The following is a 15168-nucleotide window of genomic DNA, read 5'->3' as shown; positions in this document are numbered from 1 at the left end:
TGGGGCCATGAGCGAGCAGACGGGTGAGGGCCGGATCGTCGCCGGCGACGGCGCGCACGGCGGCATCGAGGTGTCCGACAACCCCGACCGCGGGCGCTTCGAGCTGCGCGACGGGGACCGTGTCATCGGGGTGGCGAGCTACGCCGTCGTCCCGGGTGCCACACCCGAGGTGCCCGCCCGCGTCGTCTTCTTCCACACCGAGGTCAGTCCGGCGTACGAAGGCCAGGGCCTCGCCGGGCGCCTCGCCGCGTACGCCCTCGACGCCACGCTCGCGTCGGGCCGGTCCATCGTCGCGCTGTGTCCGTACATCAAGGTCTACCTCCGCCGTCACCCGGAGCCGTATGCCGCCCACGTGCTCGCGCCGACGCGGGCAGACGTCGACGCGGCCGAGCGGGCGGCGGCGGCCGCAGGGTGAGCGACGGGTGACCCGCCCCCACGTCGTCGTCGTGGGTGGCGGCATCGTCGGGTCGGCAGTGGCCCGTAGGCTCACCCTGTCGACGCCGCGCCCCGAGGTGACCCTCGTCGAGAAGGAGATGGCGACGGGTCGGCACCAGACCTCCCGCAACAGTGGTGTCGTCCATGCCGGTCTCTACTACGCGCCCGGCTCGGCCAAGGCGGCGCTCTCGCGTGAGGGCGTCCGGCGGCTGCGCCGCTACTGCGCCGACCGGGGTCTGCCGTACGACGAGGTGGGCAAGCTCGTGGTCGCACTCGACGAGGCCGAGGACGAGGGTCTCCGCACCATCGAGGCACGCGCCCGGACCAATGGTGTGCCGGGTCTGCGTCGGCTCGAGCCGGGTGAGCTGCGTGAGGTCGAGCCGCACGTCGTGGGGCTCGCGGCGCTGCACTCCCCCACGACGGCCATCACCGACTTCGCCCTCGTCGCCGCGGCGCTGCTGGCGGACGCGGCGTCCGCCGGCGCCGTGGTCGTCACGGGCTTCGAGGTCACGGGACTCGACCACCGCGGCACTCGCGTCGAGGTGCGTGCCGCCGACGGGCGGCGCCTCGTCGCCGACCGCGTCGTCCTCGCGGGTGGGCTGCACGCCGACCGGCTCGCGAGACTGGCCGGCGACGGCCCCAGCCCGTCGATCGTGCCGTTCCGCGGCGAGTACCACCGGCTCGTGCCGTCGGCCGAGCACCTCGTGCGCGGGCTCGTCTACCCGGTACCCGACCCCCACTACCCGTTCCTCGGGGTCCATCTGACGAGGCGCGTCGACGGCAGCGTGCTGCTCGGTCCGAACGCCGTGCTCGCGACCGCTCGCGAGGGCTACCGCCGTCGGGACGTCGACCTCGACGTCGTCCGGGAGCTCGTATCGTCCCGCGGGTTCCTGCGGTTCGCCCGCGCCAACCTGCGGACGGGCGTGCACGAGGTCCTGGGGTCGCTGAGCCGTCACGCGTTCGTCCAGCGGGTCAGGCGCTACGTTCCTGAGATCGGCGACGCAGATGTCGTCCCGGCCGCTGCCGGCGTCCGGGCCCAGGCGATGGATCGGGACGGTGCGCTCGTCGAGGACTTCCGTTTCAGTCGCGTCGGCTCCGTCCTGTGCATCCGCAACGCGCCGTCGCCGGCAGCAACCGCATCCCTCGCCATCGCAGACCTCGTCGTCGACCGGCTCGACCTCGGCTGAAGGGCCGCGGTCCGCCTCGGCGGTCGTCGGTCACTGCTTGCCGAAGTAGGTGCTCGCCTCCATGGCGTCGACGACGGAGTTGCCTCCATGGGCGTCCTTGGACCAACCGATGACGTCGAGGCCGGCATCGATGCCGACGACGGCCGGCGCGAAGGTGCCGGCGAGCCCCGCCCACTTCGAGACCGTGATCTCGGGCCCGTGGGTGGGGTTGACCGCGATCTGGGTGCCCAAGGCGTTCGGGAGCGGGTCGTCGCCGACGAAGGGCACGTGGTCGACGAAGGAGCCGAGCGGGTTCTGGAGCGTCGTGAGCAGCTCCCCGCGCACGTGGTAGTTACGGATCTGGCCCGGGGAGTAGCCGGCGTCCCCCGTGCCGAGGGCGCCCGCGGCCAGCACGGTGTTGGGGTGCACGCCCGCGGCGTTGAACGTCACGGCGGGGATGTCGGTGGCGACGGAGGCGGTGCTCGCGAGACCGCCACCGAGGGAGTGACCGGTGATCACCAGGTTCTCGCTGCCCACCGCCCCGGCGAGGCCCCGGGCGAGCGCGATCGCCGCGAGGTGCTGACCGCTGAGGGCCCCGATCCCTTGCTGGAGGTTGGTGCCCCAGTCGGCGAGGGAGGACGTGCCGGCGAAGGCGAGGACGTACAGGCCCTCGTCGTTGCGGTAGACGGCCGCGTCGAAGCCGTCGCGGCGGTGGAGGGTGTCCGGGTCGATGCCGAGGCCCTCGAGGGCGCCGGCGTCGAGCGGGGTCCAGCCGTCGACCGCGCTCGGGTGGTAGACGTTGTCGGCCACGTGGGCGAGCTCGAGGTCGATGGCCTGTGGCGACGTCCCGCGCACCTGCTCACCGAGCGGGATCGGCTCGGCGGTGGCGTCGGCTCCGACGGAGCCCGACCCGCCCAGGCCCGGGAACGGGTCTGGGAAGCCGATCGGGCCGGGCAGCACCCCGTCGGCGCCGCTCGTCCCTCGCTGCGCCCGCGCGTTGTCGGTGAGGCGCCGCGACATCGTCTCGAGCGTCGATCCGAGGTTCGCCAGGGCCGCCGACGCGGAGCGCCAGCTCTCCTGGGCCGACTGGGCGTCGTCGCCACCCCAGGAGCGGCCGATGACCGCGAGCGCCCGGGTCCCGGTCGCACGGATGCCGTCCACCTCGGTGGCGCACGCCGTGAGCTCGCGAGCGGTGCGCTCCAGGACTGCGGGGTCTGCACCCTTGCGGTAGAGCACGGCGGCCTCCTGTCGACGGTGGGCCCCACGGTAGGTGGGAGCCGCCGGCGGGGCCATGGGGAGGACTCCCCAGCGTGTCGCGTCGCTGCGGACGTGACGACACCCGGTCAGGCCCCGGAGGGCCGACCGGGTGCTCCCGTCATCGAGCCCGCAGGTCGGTGAGCATCGCCTCGAAGGGCGTGACCTGCTCGAACGGGTCGACCCGATCGGCCCGCGGCGAACCGCTGACGAGGCCCGCGAAGGCGGCACCTGCGCGCTCGATCCGCTCGCCCAGACGGCCGGCGTCGACGCTCCCCCAGTCCTCGCTGGCCGCGAAGACCGCCACCGGTGCGACGAGCGCGCCGAGGTGGGCGAAGAGCGGGCGGAGGGCGTGGTCGATCGCGAGGGAGTGGCGGGCCGTGCCACCGGTTGCGCCGAGCAGCACCGGGGTGTCGCGCAGCGCGTCCTTGGGGAGCACGTCGATGAGCATCTTGAACAATCCGCTGTACGACGCGGCATACACCGGGGTGGCGACGACGACCGCGTCCGCCTCCGTGATCGCGTCGAGACGTACCTGCAGGTCGGGCGAGGCGAAGCCGGTCAGGACGTGGTTCGTCAGGTCGTGCGCGACCTCGCGCACGTCGACGACCTCGACGACGACCTCGCCGACGTCGTACCGGGCGAGCGCCCGGACGGTGGCCTGGGTGAGGCGGTCGGCGAGCAGGCGCGTCGACGACGGCTGCGTGACGCCGGCCGTGATGACGGCGAGGTGGAAGGTGGTCACGGGATGAGCTCCTTCTCGGGGGTTGCGGCGGCGAGCTGGCTCGCGTGGGTCGGGGCGTCCGGGACGTGGGCGGGCTTGAGGGCGGCGAACTCCTTGCGCAGGACGGGCACGACCTCCTCGCCGAGGATGTCGAGCTGCTCGAGGACGGTCTTGAGCGGCAGGCCGGCGTGGTCGAGCAGCCACAGCTGTCGCTGGTAGTCGCCGGCGTACTCGCGGAAGCCGAGCGTCCTCTCGATGACCTCCTGCGGGCTGCCGACGGTGAGCGGGGTCTGGCTCGTGAACTCCTCGAGCGACGGACCGTGGCCGTAGACGGGGGCGTTGTCGAAGTACGGACGGAACTCGCGCACCGCGTCCTGGCTGTTCTTCCGCATGAAGACCTGCCCGCCGAGCCCGACGATGGCCTGGTCGGCGCTGCCGTGGCCGTAGTGCTCGAAGCGGCGACGGTAGAGCTGGACCATCTGCTTCGTGTGGCTGGCCGGCCAGAAGATGTGGTTGGAGAAGAAACCGTCGCCGTAGTAGGCCGCCTGCTCGGCGATCTCGGGGCTGCGGATCGAGCCGTGCCAGACGAACGGCGGTATGCCGTCGAGCGGGCGCGGCGTCGAGGTGAAGCCCTGGAGCGGGGTGCGGTACTTCCCCTGCCAGTCGACGACGTCCTCGCGCCACAGCCGGTGGAGCAGCGCGTAGTTCTCGATGGCGAGCGGGATCCCGTCGCGGATGTCCTTGCCGAACCACGGATAGACCGGGCCGGTGTTGCCGCGGCCCATCATGAGGTCCATGCGCCCGTTGCTCAGGTGCTGCAGGGTGGCGTAGTCCTCCGCGATCCGCACGGGGTCCGTCGTCGTGATGAGGGTCGTCGACGTCGACAGGACGATCCGCTCCGTCTGGGCGGCGATGTACGCGAGCGTCGTCGTCGGGGCCGACGGGATGAACGGCGGGTTGTGGTGCTGTCCGGTCGCGAAGACGTCGAGCCCGACCTCCTCCGCCTTCTTGGCGATGGCGACGGTGGCCTCGATCCGCTCGTGCTCGGTCGGCGTACGGCCCGTCGTGGGGTCGGTGGTCACGTCGCCGACGGTGAAGATCCCGAACTGCATGTGTCCCAGCTCCTTTTGATTGACGATTCAATCATACTGAACATCGAGGGGGTCTCGCCCATTCCCGGGCGGCCCGGCGCGCCGCCGGTGCTGTGGGATCCTGTCGCGGTGAGCGCTGAGATCTCCCCCAAGGACCGCTTCATCACGGTCTACGGCCGCAATCCGGTCCACGAGGTGCTCCTCGACGGTGACCTCCTCGTCGACAAGGTCGTCATCGCCGACGGTGCCCGTGGCAGCGGCCTGCGCGAGATCCAGCAGGCGGCTCGCCGGCGGGGCGTCGAGGTGCGGTACGCGAGCGCCGAGCGCGTCAAGAAGCTCGCCGGCAACGGGCGGCAGGACCAGGGCGTCTTCGCCGACGTCGTCGCGCCGCGGATGCGCCCCCTCGAGGCGGCGCTCACCGAGGACGCCGGCTCGCTGCGCGCCGTGCTCGTGCTCGACGGCGTGACGACACCTGCCAACGTCGGCATGATCCTGCGTTCGGCCACGGCAGCCGGCGTCGACGGCATCGTCGTCCCCCGCAAGGGGGTCGCCTCCCTCGACCCGCTCGTCGTCAAGGCCTCGGCCGGCGTCGCGTTCCGGGCGCCCATCCTCAAGGCGTTCACCGCGGCGGAGGCCGTGAGCGACCTCAAGCGCTCCGGCTTCCACGTCGTCGGGCTCGATGCCGGCGGCGACGACGACCTCTTCGCCGCCCACCTGCCCGAGCCCGTCGCGTTCGTCCTCGGCAGCGAGACGGCGGGGCTGACGCCCGAGGTGGCCGAGCTCGTCGACACGTGGGTGTCGATCCCGATGGCCGCCGGCGTCGAGTCGCTCAACGTCTCGGCCGCAGCTGCGGTCGTCTGCTTCGAGCTCGTCCGCCGCGCGCGCCTCTGACGCGACCGCGTCAGCCGCCCCACTTCTCGGCGAGGGCGCGGACGACGGTGATGTTGCGCGCCGTCCCGACCGCGCCCGTCAGCTTCTCGATACGGGTGTTCGACAGCGTGGCCGCCTGCACGCCGTCGGAGAGGAAGAGCACGACGTCGTTGCCGACGACGCGCGCGCCCTCGGTGGCGACGTCCCACTCGTGCAGGGCGGCGACGCCCTCGGGGTCGAGGTCGCCCGTCATGAACGTCACGTAGCGCTTCGCGTCCGCGGCGATGGGCGAGTCGAGGGCCTCGGCCTCGTCGGCCAGCGTCCGCAGCTGCGCCGGGGTGCGCACGACGACAGGCACGTCGAAACCGAACTCGGCGCTGATGGCCCGGCGCAGGTCGGCCTCGACCTTGGCGGCACTCCGCGTGGACGAGCGGACCTTGAGGTTGCCGCTCTGGATGTGCGTCTCGACGTCCTCGTAGCCCTCCGCCTCGAGCAGCGTGCGCAGCGACGCCATGCGCACCTGCCGCTTGCCGACGTTGACGGCGCGGAGGAACCCGATCCACACCGGCACGTCAGGCCCCCACCGCGCTGAGGGAGCAGGTGCCGCGGCCGACGGTCTCGACGCGGCCTCCCACGTGGACGGCCCCGTCGGCGTCGATGTCGAGCAGCAGGCGCGAGGGGCGTCCCACGGCCGTGCCCTGGCTGACGACCACCGAGACGTCGCGGGCGCCTTGGGAGACGAGCCAGCCACCGAGGTTGGCGCACGCCGACCCGGTCGCTGGGTCCTCGAGGACCGCCTGACCCTGCGTGTAGAAGAGCCTCGCCTCGATGCTCTTGGGCCCGGTCCACGCCCACGCGTACACGTGCGGTGCCCGCGGCGGGGACGTCATGTGCACGGCCATGAGGTGTGCGTCGGGGTCGCAGGCCCGCACGGCGTCGACGGAGTCGAGACGCACGAGCAGCTGCTCGACGCCTGCATCGACCCAGGACGCGTCCGAGCGCACGACGAGCATGCGGTCGATGCCGAGCGCCTCGGCCAGCTCGGCGCCGCTCGAGGTCACCTCGCGCACTGTCGCAGGCCGGGCCGCAAGGCGCCAGCCCCCGTCGACGCGCCCCACGGGGATGCGTCCCGCCGGCATGCTGAGGTGCACGCTGTCGAGGCCGCCGCCCAACGTCGCGACGACCTCCGCGGTGCCGAGGGTGGGGTGCCCCGCGAAGGGCATCTCGTGACCGGGGGTGAAGATGCGCACGGCCGCGTCACCCGTCGTGGCTCCCTCGCCGATCGACGTCACGAAGGTCGACTCGCTGAGGTTGAACTGTCGCGCCCACGCGAGCATCTCGTCGTCGGAGAGTCCACCCGCCTCGGGGAAGACGCACAGCGGGTTGCCCGAGAAGGGCTCCCCCTCGATGGAGAAGACGTTGAGCAGGTGGAAGGGCAGGTCCATGCACCCGAGTGTGCCGGAGCGCCGGCTCGGACGGCAGGGTCGAAGGGCCTGCCACGCCGATACTGTGGCGGCATGGCCTCTCCCGACGGTGTCGTCCCCGGCAACATCTACCTCTTCCGGCACGGCGAGACCGAATGGTCGCTGAGCGGACAGCACACCGGCACGACAGACCTCCCGCTCCTGCCCGAGGGCGAGGCTGCGGCACGTGAGCTCGCCGACGTGCTGCGCAAGCACCGGTTCGAGCGCGTCCTCGTCTCCCCCCTCCAGCGCGCCAAGCGCACGGCTGAGCTCGCCGGCCTCGGGGACTTCGAGGTCGAGCCGCTGCTGCGCGAGTGGGACTACGGCGCCTACGAGGGCATCACGACGACGCAGATCAGCGCCGAGATCGGCCACCCGTGGGAGGTGTTCGTCGACGGCGTGCAGCCCGGAGTCACCCCCGGTGAGACGGTCGAGCAGGTGTCGGCGCGGGCCCAGCAGGTCATCGACAAGGTCTGGCCCGACCTCGAGCACGGCGACGTCGCGCTCTTCGGGCACGGCCACGCGCTGCGCGTCCTCACCGCGACCTACCTCGGGCTCGACCCGCGGTTCGGCCAGCAGCTCATCCTCGACGCGGGCTCGATGAGCGTGCTGACGCACCACCGGTCCACCCGGTGCCTCGGGATGTACAACCTCTCCCCTTGGCGCCTGCTCTCCGACTGAACCCCGCGCGAGGAGGGCGTATGCCGTGTCCCCGGGCACACGGCATACGCGGGTTGCGCGGTGGCGCAGTGGGACCCGCCGCTGCGGTCACTCCCGGGGGAGCTCCCAGGTGTGCACGGGCTCGTTGGCCATCATGCCCTCGATGTAGTGACGCAGCATCTCGCGCAGGGCCTTGTCACGCGTCAGCCCGCGTGTCTCGAGGCGGGCCACGCACTCGGTCTGCCACCACGCTCCGTTGACACCGGTGAGGCAGCGCTGCTCGATGATCGTGAGGAAGCGGTCCCGCACGGCCGCCGAGACGCCCCACCGCTCGAGGCCCTCGTGGGCCATCGGGAGCAGGCGCCGCAGGACGAGCTCGGTGGAGGGCACGTCGCCGAGGCCGGGCCAGTAGGTGCGGGCGTCGATGCCGAGCCGCGCGCCCTCCTCGAAGTTCGACTCGGCGGCGGAGAAGCTCATCCGGGTCCACACCGGACGGTCCTCCTCCGCGAGCACCCGCATCGTGCCGTAGTAGAACGCGGCGTTGGCCATGACGTCAGCGATGCTCGGACCCGCCGGCAGGACGCGGTTCTCGACGCGCAGGTGCGGGCGGCCGCTGACGATGTCGTAGATCGGGCGGTTCCAGCGGTAGACCGTGCCGTTGTGCAGGCGCAGCTCGCGGAGCTCGGGCACCTCGCCCCGCTCGAAGACCTCCTCGGGCTCCTCGTCGTAGAGCTCCGGAAGCAGGGCCGGGAAGTAGCGGACGTTCTCCTCGAAGAGGTCGAAGATCGAGGTGATCCACCGTTCGCCGAACCAGACCCGGGGCCGCACGCCCTGGTTCTTCAGCTCGACCGACCGGGTGTCGGTGGCCTGGGTGAAGAGCGGGATGCGCGTCTCGGCCCAGAGCCGCTGCCCGAGGAAGAAGGGCGAGTTGGCGCCGAGGGCGAGCTGCGGGCCGGCGAGGACCTGGGCGGCGTTCCAGTGGTCGGCGAAGCGCTCCGGCTGGACCTGGAGGTGCAGCTGGATCGAGGTGCAGGCGGACTCGGGCGCGAGGCTGTCGGAGTAGCGCGCGATCCGCTCGCCCGTCGGACCCTCGAGCTCGAGCCAGACGTCCTCGCCCCGGGCGTCGAGGACGGCGTTGTTGAGCGCCGCGTAGCGGATGTTCTCGCTGATCCAGTCGCCCTCGAAGTGCTCGGGCATGACCGTCGGCAGGATGCCGATGGCGACGATCCCGGCGTGCGCCTCGGCGGCCTTCTCCGAGGCGCGGTTGAGCGACTGGCGGAGGAGCTTCTCGAGCTCGATGGCCGAGTCGCCGGGCAGGGGTCGGGGGTGGACGTTGAGCTCGATGTTGTAGCGCGCGAGCTCGGTCTGGTAGTCCTCGTCGGCGATCTGCTCGAGCACCGTCTTGTTGTCGAGCTTGGGGCCGAGGTCCTCGTTGACGAGGTTGAGCTCGATCTCGAGACCCGTCATCGGTCGGTCGAACTCGAACTCGCTCTTGCCGAGCATGCGTTCGAACACGTCGAGGTCGCGGCGCACCTTCTCCCGGTACTGCTGCCGCTGCTCACGCGTGTACCTGGCCTGTTCGACATCGGCTCCCACGTGCCGAGACAACCACACTCGGGGTCCCGGCGCGAGAGGCGCGCACGGACTGGTCACCACGGGGCCGGTCCTCGGCCCCGTGGTGACCAGCGTCGCGCGGGGCCGCTCAGCCCTCGAAGGCCTCCGGCGGCGGGCACGAGCAGACGAGGTTGCGGTCGCCGTAGGCGCCGTCGATGCGGCTGACCGGCGGCCAGTACTTGTCGGCGGCGTTGATGCCGACGGGGAAGGCGGCCTCGGTGCGCTCGTAGGGGTGGTCCCACTCGCCCGCGATGCCCCGGGCCGTGTGCGGCGCGTGCCGCAGCATGCTGTCGCCGACGGCGACCTCACCGGCTCGGATCGCCTCGATCTCGCCGCGGATCGCGATCATCGCGTCGCAGAAGCGGTCGAGCTCGTAGAGGTTCTCGGACTCGGTGGGCTCGACCATGAGCGTGCCCGCCACCGGAAAGCTCATTGTCGGCGCGTGGAATCCGTAGTCGACGAGGCGCTTGGCGATGTCGTCGACGGTGACGCCGGTCTCGGTCGTGATCTGGCGCACGTCGAGGATGCACTCGTGCGCGACGAGGTCGTCGTGGCCGGAGTAGAGCACCGGGTAGTGCTCGCGCAGCCGGGCGGCGATGTAGTTGGCGCCCAGGACAGCCATCTGGGTGGCGTGCCGCAGGCCCTCGCCGCCCATGAGCCGGACGTAGGCCCACGAGATCGGCAGGATGCTCGCCGAGCCGTAGGGGGCCGCGGACACGGGACCGACCCCGGACTCGGGCCCGGCCTCCGCCGCGAGCGGGTGGTTGGGCAGGTGCGGGGCGAGGTGCGCGCGCACCGCTACCGGGCCGACACCGGGACCGCCGCCACCGTGCGGGATGCAGAAGGTCTTGTGCAGGTTGAGGTGGCTGACGTCGGCGCCGAACGTGCCGGGCTGGGCGAGACCGACGAGGGCGTTGAGGTTGGCGCCGTCGACGTAGACCTGGCCGCCGGCCTCGTGGACGAGCTCGCACAGCTCGGTGATCGTGTCCTCGTAGACGCCGTGCGTCGACGGGTAGGTCACCATGATCGCGGCGAGGTCGTCGCGGTGCGCCTCGACCTTGGCGCGCAGGTCGTCCATGTCGACGGTGCCGCCGGCAGCGGTCTTGACGACGACGACCTTGAGGCCCGCCATGACGGCCGAGGCCGCATTGGTGCCGTGCGCGCTCGCGGGGATGAGGCAGACGCGGCGGTGCCCCTCACCCCTGGCCTGGTGGTAGGCGTGGATCGCGAGCAGCCCCGCGAACTCGCCCTGGGAGCCGGCGTTGGGCTGGAGCGACACCGCGTCGTAGCCGGTGATCTCGCACAGCCACGACGACAGGTCGTCGATGAGGGCGCGGATGCCCACCGTCTGCTCGGCCGGGGCGAAGGGGTGCAGGTTGGCGAACTCCGGCCAGGTCACCGCCTCCATCTCGGTGGTGGCGTTGAGCTTCATCGTGCACGACCCGAGCGGGATCATGCCTCGGTCGAGGGCGAAGTCGCGGTCGGACAGACGGCGCAGGTAGCGCAGCATCGCCGTCTCGGAGTGGTGCGCGTGGAAGACCGGGTGCGTGAGGAACTCGGACGCGCGCGTCTGGGCCTGGGGTATGCCGTGTGCCCCGGTCGTGCTCACGCCGGCGGTGACGTCGTCCGACGGCGTCACCCCGAAGGCGTCGAGGACCGCGAGCACCGTTGCCGGCGTGGACGTCTCGTCGAGGCTCAGCGACACGCGGTCGGCGTCGACGCGCCAGACGTTGATGCCCCGGTCGGCGAAGGCCGTCGTGACCTCGTCGGCTCGACCGGGCAGCACGACCGTCAAGGTGTCGAAGAACGCCGTCGTCTCGACGTCGAGCCCGCCGTCGAGAAGGGCACCACGCAGCGCGGCCGTCAGACCGCTGATGCGCCTCGCGATGGCCACGAGGCCCGCGGGACCGTGCCACACGGCATACATGCTTGCCATGACGGCGAGGAGCACCTGCGCGGTGCAGATGTTGGACGTCGCCTTCTCGCGGCGGATGTGCTGCTCACGCGTCTGGAGGGCGAGGCGGTAGGCCTGGTGCCCCTCGGCGTCGACCGAGACGCCGACGAGGCGACCGGGGATCTGGCGCTCGAGGCCGCGGTGGACGGCCATGTAGCCGGCGTGCGGGCCGCCGAAGCCCATCGGGACGCCGAAACGCTGCGCGCTGCCGACGGCGATGTCGGCCCCCCACTCCCCCGGCGCGCTGGCCAGGGTCAGGGCGAGCAGGTCGGCGCAGGCCGTGACGAGGCCCTTCGCCTCGTGGACGGCGGAGGTCAGCGGGGCCCAGTCGACGAGCTCGCCGGTGGCGTCGGGGTACTGCACCATCGCCCCCACGACGGCGCGCCCGCCTGCTGCTGCAGAGAGCGAGTCGCCGTCGCTGACGGCTCGGAGGTCGGCCACGGCGAGGGGCAGCCCGAGCGCCTCGGCGCGGGTGCGCATCACGGCGATCGTCTGCGGGAAGAGCCGCTCGTCGACGAGCACGACCGCGTCGGCCGGCGCCTTGCTCGCGCGACGCATGAGCGACATCGCCTCGGCGGCGGCGGTCGACTCGTCGAGGAGGGAGGACCCCGCCACGTCGAGGCCGGTCAGGTCGCTGACGACCGTCTGGAAATTGAGCAGGGCCTCGAGCCGGCCCTGGGAGATCTCGGGCTGGTAGGGCGTGTAGGCGGTGTACCAGGCAGGGTTCTCGAGCACGTTGCGGCGCACGACCGGCGGGGTCACGGTGCCGTAGTAGCCCAGGCCGATGAGCGAGGTGAGGACGGTGTTGCGAGAGGCGAACCCGCGCAGCTCCTCGATGACGGCGCTCTCGCTGGCGGCCGCCTCGATGCGCAGGGGCGATTCGGACCGGATGGCGCCGGGGATGGCGCGGTCGCACATCGCGTCGAGGCTCGGCTGGCCGACGACCTCGAGCATGTGGCGCACGTCGTCGCCGGCTGGGCCGACGTGACGGCTGACGAAGTCGGCCATCACGGTCTCGGTGGACGTTCCGGTGGTGACGGGCACGAGCTGGTCGATCGACATGCGGGCTCCTGACGGGTTCGAGCGGACGACACACGCTCCCCGTCTGTCGAGCACCGTGGGGTGCCTCCAGAGTTGCCTCGCCCGCGTGGTCCTGGCGCCTGAGAGGTTCCGGGGATGTTGCCCCTTCGGCGCCTCGCAGGTGCTGGGCACCCCGAGGACTCTCCCACGCAGGGTCGATCGGCACCCCCGAATCTACCAGCAGGTGGCCGGGGTCCCGGCACGGACAAGGCCCGGCCGGAGTGTCCGGTCGGGCCGTGTCGAACGGTCGTCGGCGAGGTGCCCGGGTCAGGCCAGTCGCCGGGCCTGGCGGCGCGCGTTCAGCTCGTCGTCGGGGTGGTCGGCCGGCGCGTCGTCGTCGGCCCGCTCGCTCGGCAGCAGGGCGAGCTCGCCCTCGACCTCGCGCCACACCCGGCCGACGGCGATGCCGAAGACTCCCTGGCCGCCCTGGACGAGGTCGATGACCTCGTCGGCCGACGTGCACTCGTAGACCGAGGCGCCGTCGCTCATCAGGGTGATCTGCGCCAGGTCCTCGACGCCGCGCTCGCGCAGGTGGCTGATGGCGACACGGATCTGCTGGAGCGAGACCCCGGTGTCGAGCAGTCGCTTGACGACCTTGAGCACGAGGATGTCGCGGAAGCCGTAGAGGCGCTGGGTGCCGGAGCCGGTCGCGCTGCGAACGGACGGCTCGACGAGACCCGTGCGGGCCCAGTAGTCGAGCTGTCGGTAGGTGATGCCGGCCGCCTTGCAGGCGGTCGGACCGCGGTAGCCGGTGTCCTCCGACAGCTCGGGCAGGTCGTCGGTGAACAGCAGGCCCTGGGACCCGGCGGGCATGACCCGACCGGCGTCGTGCGCGTCCTCGATGGCGGCCATGCCGTCCTCCTCCTGCTCAGGCTGCGAGCCGCGGTGGTGCGTGCGCGCAGACGACAACCGGATAACTACAGTCACGTCGTTCTTCTGACGGTAGGCCGCCACCCCCGTTCGGTCAATCACCACGGGCACGAGGCAACGGCGTGTCGAGAGGCCGTCGACAACATTCAGGTACTACGTGAAGGTGAGGGTCTCACCGGAGTGCTGGTTCTGACGGTCAGTCCGGCCGATCCGGCAGGTCGGGACGGTCGCCCGGCTCTGCCTCGGGCGCGGGGCCCTCGAAGTCCTCGGCGGACACGTGGTCGAGGAACTCCTTGAAGCGCTCGACCTCGTCGTCCTCCTCCGAGGAGACGACGATGGCCGCCTCGTCGAGGATGCCCGGTTCGACGAGGACCTTGGCGCCCGTGCGCAGGGCGAGGGCGATGGCGTCGCTGGCTCGCGAGCTGACCTCGGCCTTGCCGTCGATGATGAGCGCTGCGTGGAAGACGGAGTCCTTGAGGGCCACGATCCGCACCTCGGTCAGCTCGTGACCGAGCACGGCGAGGACGTCGCGCATGAGGTCGTGGGTCAATGGTCGCGGCGGCACGACACCCTGCTGGGCGTAGGTGATCGCCGCGGCTTCGGCCGCGCCGATCCAGATCGGCAGGTAGCGCCCGCCGTCCCGCTCACGCAGCAGGACGATCGGCTGGTTCGTGGGCATCTCGACGCGTACGCCCAGGACATCGACCTCTCTCACTCCTCCACCGTACCCCGGCCCGTGGACGGTGGGGACGGCCTCAGCGGGACAGGCCGGCGCGGACCAGCGCGACGTGCAACGCGATGCAGGCAGAAGCGATCTCGCCCGCTCGCTCCTCCCGCGTGCCGCTCCCGGAACGCGTGGCCAGGACCTGGTCGACGAGGCCGATCTCGCGGTCGGCGGCGGTGCGGAACGGACGCAGGTGACGCGCCTCGAGGCCGTGTCCGGCGAGGGTCCGGGCTGCGGCGGCGATCGCCAGCGCATCGTGGCCGAAGTGGCCCTTCTCGTCGGGCTGGAGCAGTCCGTACGTCTCGAGGGCGAGCATCGTGTCGCGGTCGATGCCGGTCGCCTCGCGCAGCTCCGGGCCCGTGAGCGACACGTCGCTTCGAGCCGTCAGGTCGTGCGGCGTCGGGACCTCGGGGTCCGCCGAGGGCGCGGGCGGCCGGGGCCGGCCACCCGACTCCCCGCCGGGATCCGACAGACCACGGTCGAGCGCGTCGAGCGCCTCCCGGATGACCTTGAGCGGCCAGTAGCGGTCGCGCTGCGCGGACAGGATGTAGTGCAGCCGGCGCACGTCGTCGTCGGTGTAGGTGCGGTAGCCCGAGGCCGTACGGTGCGGCAGCACCAGGCCCTCGGCCTCGAGGAAGCGGATCTTCGACGCGGTGACGTCGGGGAAGTCCTCGGAGAGGGCCGCCAGCACCTTGCCGATCGTCAGACGGCGGGGTGCCGGCGCTCCCCCGTCGCCGGCCACCGTGGCTGCAGTCATGCGGGTGATTGCTGGGGCGCTCCGGACGAGTAGTAGACGAGGCGGAACTTGCCGATCTGGACCTCGTCACCCTGGTGCAGGGGCGCCTCGTCGATCCGCTCGCGGTTGACGTAGGTGCCGTTGAGGGAGCCGGCGTCGCGGACGACGTAGCCGCCACCCTGCGCGACGAACGCCGCGTGCTTGCGCGACACGGTGACGTCGTCGAGGAAGATGTCGGAATCCGGGTGTCGGCCGGCGGCCACCTCCTGGTCGTCGAGCAGGAAGCGGGCGCCCGTGTTGGGACCGCGGAGCACGACGAGCAGGGCGGTCCCGGGTCGCAGGGCCTCGATGGTGGCCTGGTCCTCGGCCGTGAGGCCCCGGGCGTCGACGGTGTCGACGTGGTCGCTGTCCAGCGACGGCACGCCTTGGAACCGCATGGTGCGGGGTTCGACGTTCATGTCGTCGGGGTCGGGCAGGTCGCTCGACATGCGGTCCTCCTCTGTGGTGCGGGCGGATTCGGGTCCATC

15 protein-coding genes and 1 riboswitch are annotated in these 15168 nt (G+C 71.8%); of the genes, 4 read left to right on the top strand and 11 right to left on the bottom strand.

Going from position 1 to position 15168, the window contains the following annotated elements; all coding sequences use genetic code 11:
- The first annotated feature begins 7 nt into the window (after positions 1–7).
- Positions 8–415 carry a GNAT family N-acetyltransferase gene (locus tag AB4Z14_RS00585; protein WP_442273455.1) on the top strand — a complete coding sequence of 136 codons (408 nt, stop codon included), beginning with the start codon at positions 8–10 and terminating at the stop codon, positions 413–415.
- A 7-nt stretch (positions 416–422) separates the two neighbouring features.
- Positions 423–1622, top strand: coding sequence for an L-2-hydroxyglutarate oxidase (lhgO, locus tag AB4Z14_RS00580; protein ID WP_442273454.1), 1200 nt, complete (start codon positions 423–425; stop codon positions 1620–1622).
- Positions 1623–1652: 30 nt separating this feature from the next.
- On the opposite strand, the gene AB4Z14_RS00575 is transcribed toward lhgO, so the two are convergent.
- From AB4Z14_RS00575 to AB4Z14_RS00565, 3 genes are all read right to left on the bottom strand, one after another.
- On the bottom strand, positions 1653–2837 hold the full coding sequence (locus AB4Z14_RS00575) for a hypothetical protein (RefSeq protein ID WP_442273453.1): 1185 nt from the start codon (positions 2835–2837) through the stop codon (positions 1653–1655).
- A 139-nt stretch (positions 2838–2976) separates the two neighbouring features.
- Positions 2977–3600 carry a CE1759 family FMN reductase gene (locus tag AB4Z14_RS00570; RefSeq protein ID WP_442273452.1) on the bottom strand — a complete coding sequence of 208 codons (624 nt, stop codon included), beginning with the start codon at positions 3598–3600 and terminating at the stop codon, positions 2977–2979.
- Entirely contained in the window at positions 3597–4691 is a 1095-nt protein-coding gene (locus AB4Z14_RS00565) for an LLM class flavin-dependent oxidoreductase (protein WP_442273451.1), read from the bottom strand. The genes AB4Z14_RS00570 and AB4Z14_RS00565 overlap by 4 nt, the downstream gene beginning before the upstream one ends.
- 108 nt (positions 4692–4799) lie before the next feature.
- Between AB4Z14_RS00565 and AB4Z14_RS00560 the strand changes: the two genes are divergently transcribed.
- Positions 4800–5561, top strand: a complete 762-nt coding sequence (locus AB4Z14_RS00560) for a TrmH family RNA methyltransferase (protein ID WP_442273450.1) — start codon at positions 4800–4802, stop codon at positions 5559–5561.
- A 10-nt stretch (positions 5562–5571) separates the two neighbouring features.
- Here AB4Z14_RS00560 and AB4Z14_RS00555 read toward each other — a convergent pair whose 3' ends face one another.
- Together AB4Z14_RS00555 and AB4Z14_RS00550 are read right to left on the bottom strand one after the other, a co-directional pair.
- Positions 5572–6111 (bottom strand): DUF1697 domain-containing protein, encoded by a 540-nt coding sequence (locus AB4Z14_RS00555; protein ID WP_442273449.1) that lies wholly within the window; start codon positions 6109–6111, stop codon positions 5572–5574.
- Between the two features lies 1 nt (position 6112).
- A complete protein-coding gene (locus tag AB4Z14_RS00550; protein WP_442273448.1) occupies positions 6113–6985 on the bottom strand; it encodes a PhzF family phenazine biosynthesis protein in 873 nt (290 codons plus the stop codon).
- A 72-nt stretch (positions 6986–7057) separates the two neighbouring features.
- Between AB4Z14_RS00550 and AB4Z14_RS00545 the strand changes: the two genes are divergently transcribed.
- The gene (locus tag AB4Z14_RS00545; protein WP_442273447.1) at positions 7058–7684 is read left to right on the top strand and encodes a histidine phosphatase family protein; all 627 of its coding nucleotides are present in this window, start codon (positions 7058–7060) and stop codon (positions 7682–7684) included.
- A gap of 87 nt (positions 7685–7771) precedes the next feature.
- Here the strand turns inward: AB4Z14_RS00545 and AB4Z14_RS00540 are convergent, their stop codons facing one another.
- The 6 genes from AB4Z14_RS00540 to AB4Z14_RS00515 form a co-directional block, all read right to left on the bottom strand.
- The gene (locus tag AB4Z14_RS00540; protein WP_442273446.1) at positions 7772–9259 is read right to left on the bottom strand and encodes a glutamate--cysteine ligase; all 1488 of its coding nucleotides are present in this window, start codon (positions 9257–9259) and stop codon (positions 7772–7774) included.
- Positions 9260–9365: 106 nt separating this feature from the next.
- Positions 9366–12293 (bottom strand): aminomethyl-transferring glycine dehydrogenase, encoded by a 2928-nt coding sequence (gcvP, locus tag AB4Z14_RS00535; RefSeq protein WP_442273445.1) that lies wholly within the window; start codon positions 12291–12293, stop codon positions 9366–9368.
- 76 nt (positions 12294–12369) lie between these two features.
- Positions 12370–12469: riboswitch (glycine riboswitch) on the bottom strand.
- Positions 12470–12578: 109 nt separating this feature from the next.
- A complete protein-coding gene (locus AB4Z14_RS00530) occupies positions 12579–13163 on the bottom strand; it encodes a MerR family transcriptional regulator (protein ID WP_442273444.1) in 585 nt (194 codons plus the stop codon).
- A 214-nt stretch (positions 13164–13377) separates the two neighbouring features.
- The gene (locus tag AB4Z14_RS00525; RefSeq protein WP_442273443.1) at positions 13378–13896 is read right to left on the bottom strand and encodes a bifunctional nuclease family protein; all 519 of its coding nucleotides are present in this window, start codon (positions 13894–13896) and stop codon (positions 13378–13380) included.
- Positions 13897–13936: 40 nt separating this feature from the next.
- Positions 13937–14662, bottom strand: coding sequence for a transcriptional regulator FtsR (gene ftsR, locus AB4Z14_RS00520; RefSeq protein ID WP_442273442.1), 726 nt, complete (start codon positions 14660–14662; stop codon positions 13937–13939).
- On the bottom strand, positions 14659–15129 hold the full coding sequence (locus AB4Z14_RS00515) for an FHA domain-containing protein (protein WP_056777143.1): 471 nt from the start codon (positions 15127–15129) through the stop codon (positions 14659–14661). Before AB4Z14_RS00515 ends, ftsR begins: the two co-directional genes overlap by 4 nt.
- Between the last annotated feature and the right edge of the window lie 39 nt (positions 15130–15168).

The organism is Terrabacter sp. 2TAF16 (assembly GCF_052115065.1).
GTDB lineage: Bacteria > Actinomycetota > Actinomycetes > Actinomycetales > Dermatophilaceae > Terrabacter.
The sequence above is the reverse complement of the archived record's forward strand: the minus strand, read 5'-3'. Positions and strand labels throughout refer to the sequence as shown.

What these genes read in the sequence shown, in the direction of transcription:
- AB4Z14_RS00585 (WP_442273455.1), top strand. Translation starts at nt 8, where the DNA reads ATGAGCGAGCAGACGGGTGAGGGCCGGATCGTCGCCGGCGACGGCGCG.
- AB4Z14_RS00565 (WP_442273451.1), bottom strand. Translation starts at nt 4,691, where the DNA reads ATGCAGTTCGGGATCTTCACCGTCGGCGACGTGACCACCGACCCCACG.
- AB4Z14_RS00550 (WP_442273448.1), bottom strand. Translation starts at nt 6,985, where the DNA reads ATGGACCTGCCCTTCCACCTGCTCAACGTCTTCTCCATCGAGGGGGAG.
- AB4Z14_RS00545 (WP_442273447.1), top strand. Translation starts at nt 7,058, where the DNA reads ATGGCCTCTCCCGACGGTGTCGTCCCCGGCAACATCTACCTCTTCCGG.
- gcvP (WP_442273445.1), bottom strand. Translation starts at nt 12,293, where the DNA reads ATGTCGATCGACCAGCTCGTGCCCGTCACCACCGGAACGTCCACCGAG.
- AB4Z14_RS00530 (WP_442273444.1), bottom strand. Translation starts at nt 13,163, where the DNA reads ATGGCCGCCATCGAGGACGCGCACGACGCCGGTCGGGTCATGCCCGCC.
- ftsR (WP_442273442.1), bottom strand. Translation starts at nt 14,662, where the DNA reads ATGACTGCAGCCACGGTGGCCGGCGACGGGGGAGCGCCGGCACCCCGC.
- AB4Z14_RS00515 (WP_056777143.1), bottom strand. Translation starts at nt 15,129, where the DNA reads ATGTCGAGCGACCTGCCCGACCCCGACGACATGAACGTCGAACCCCGC.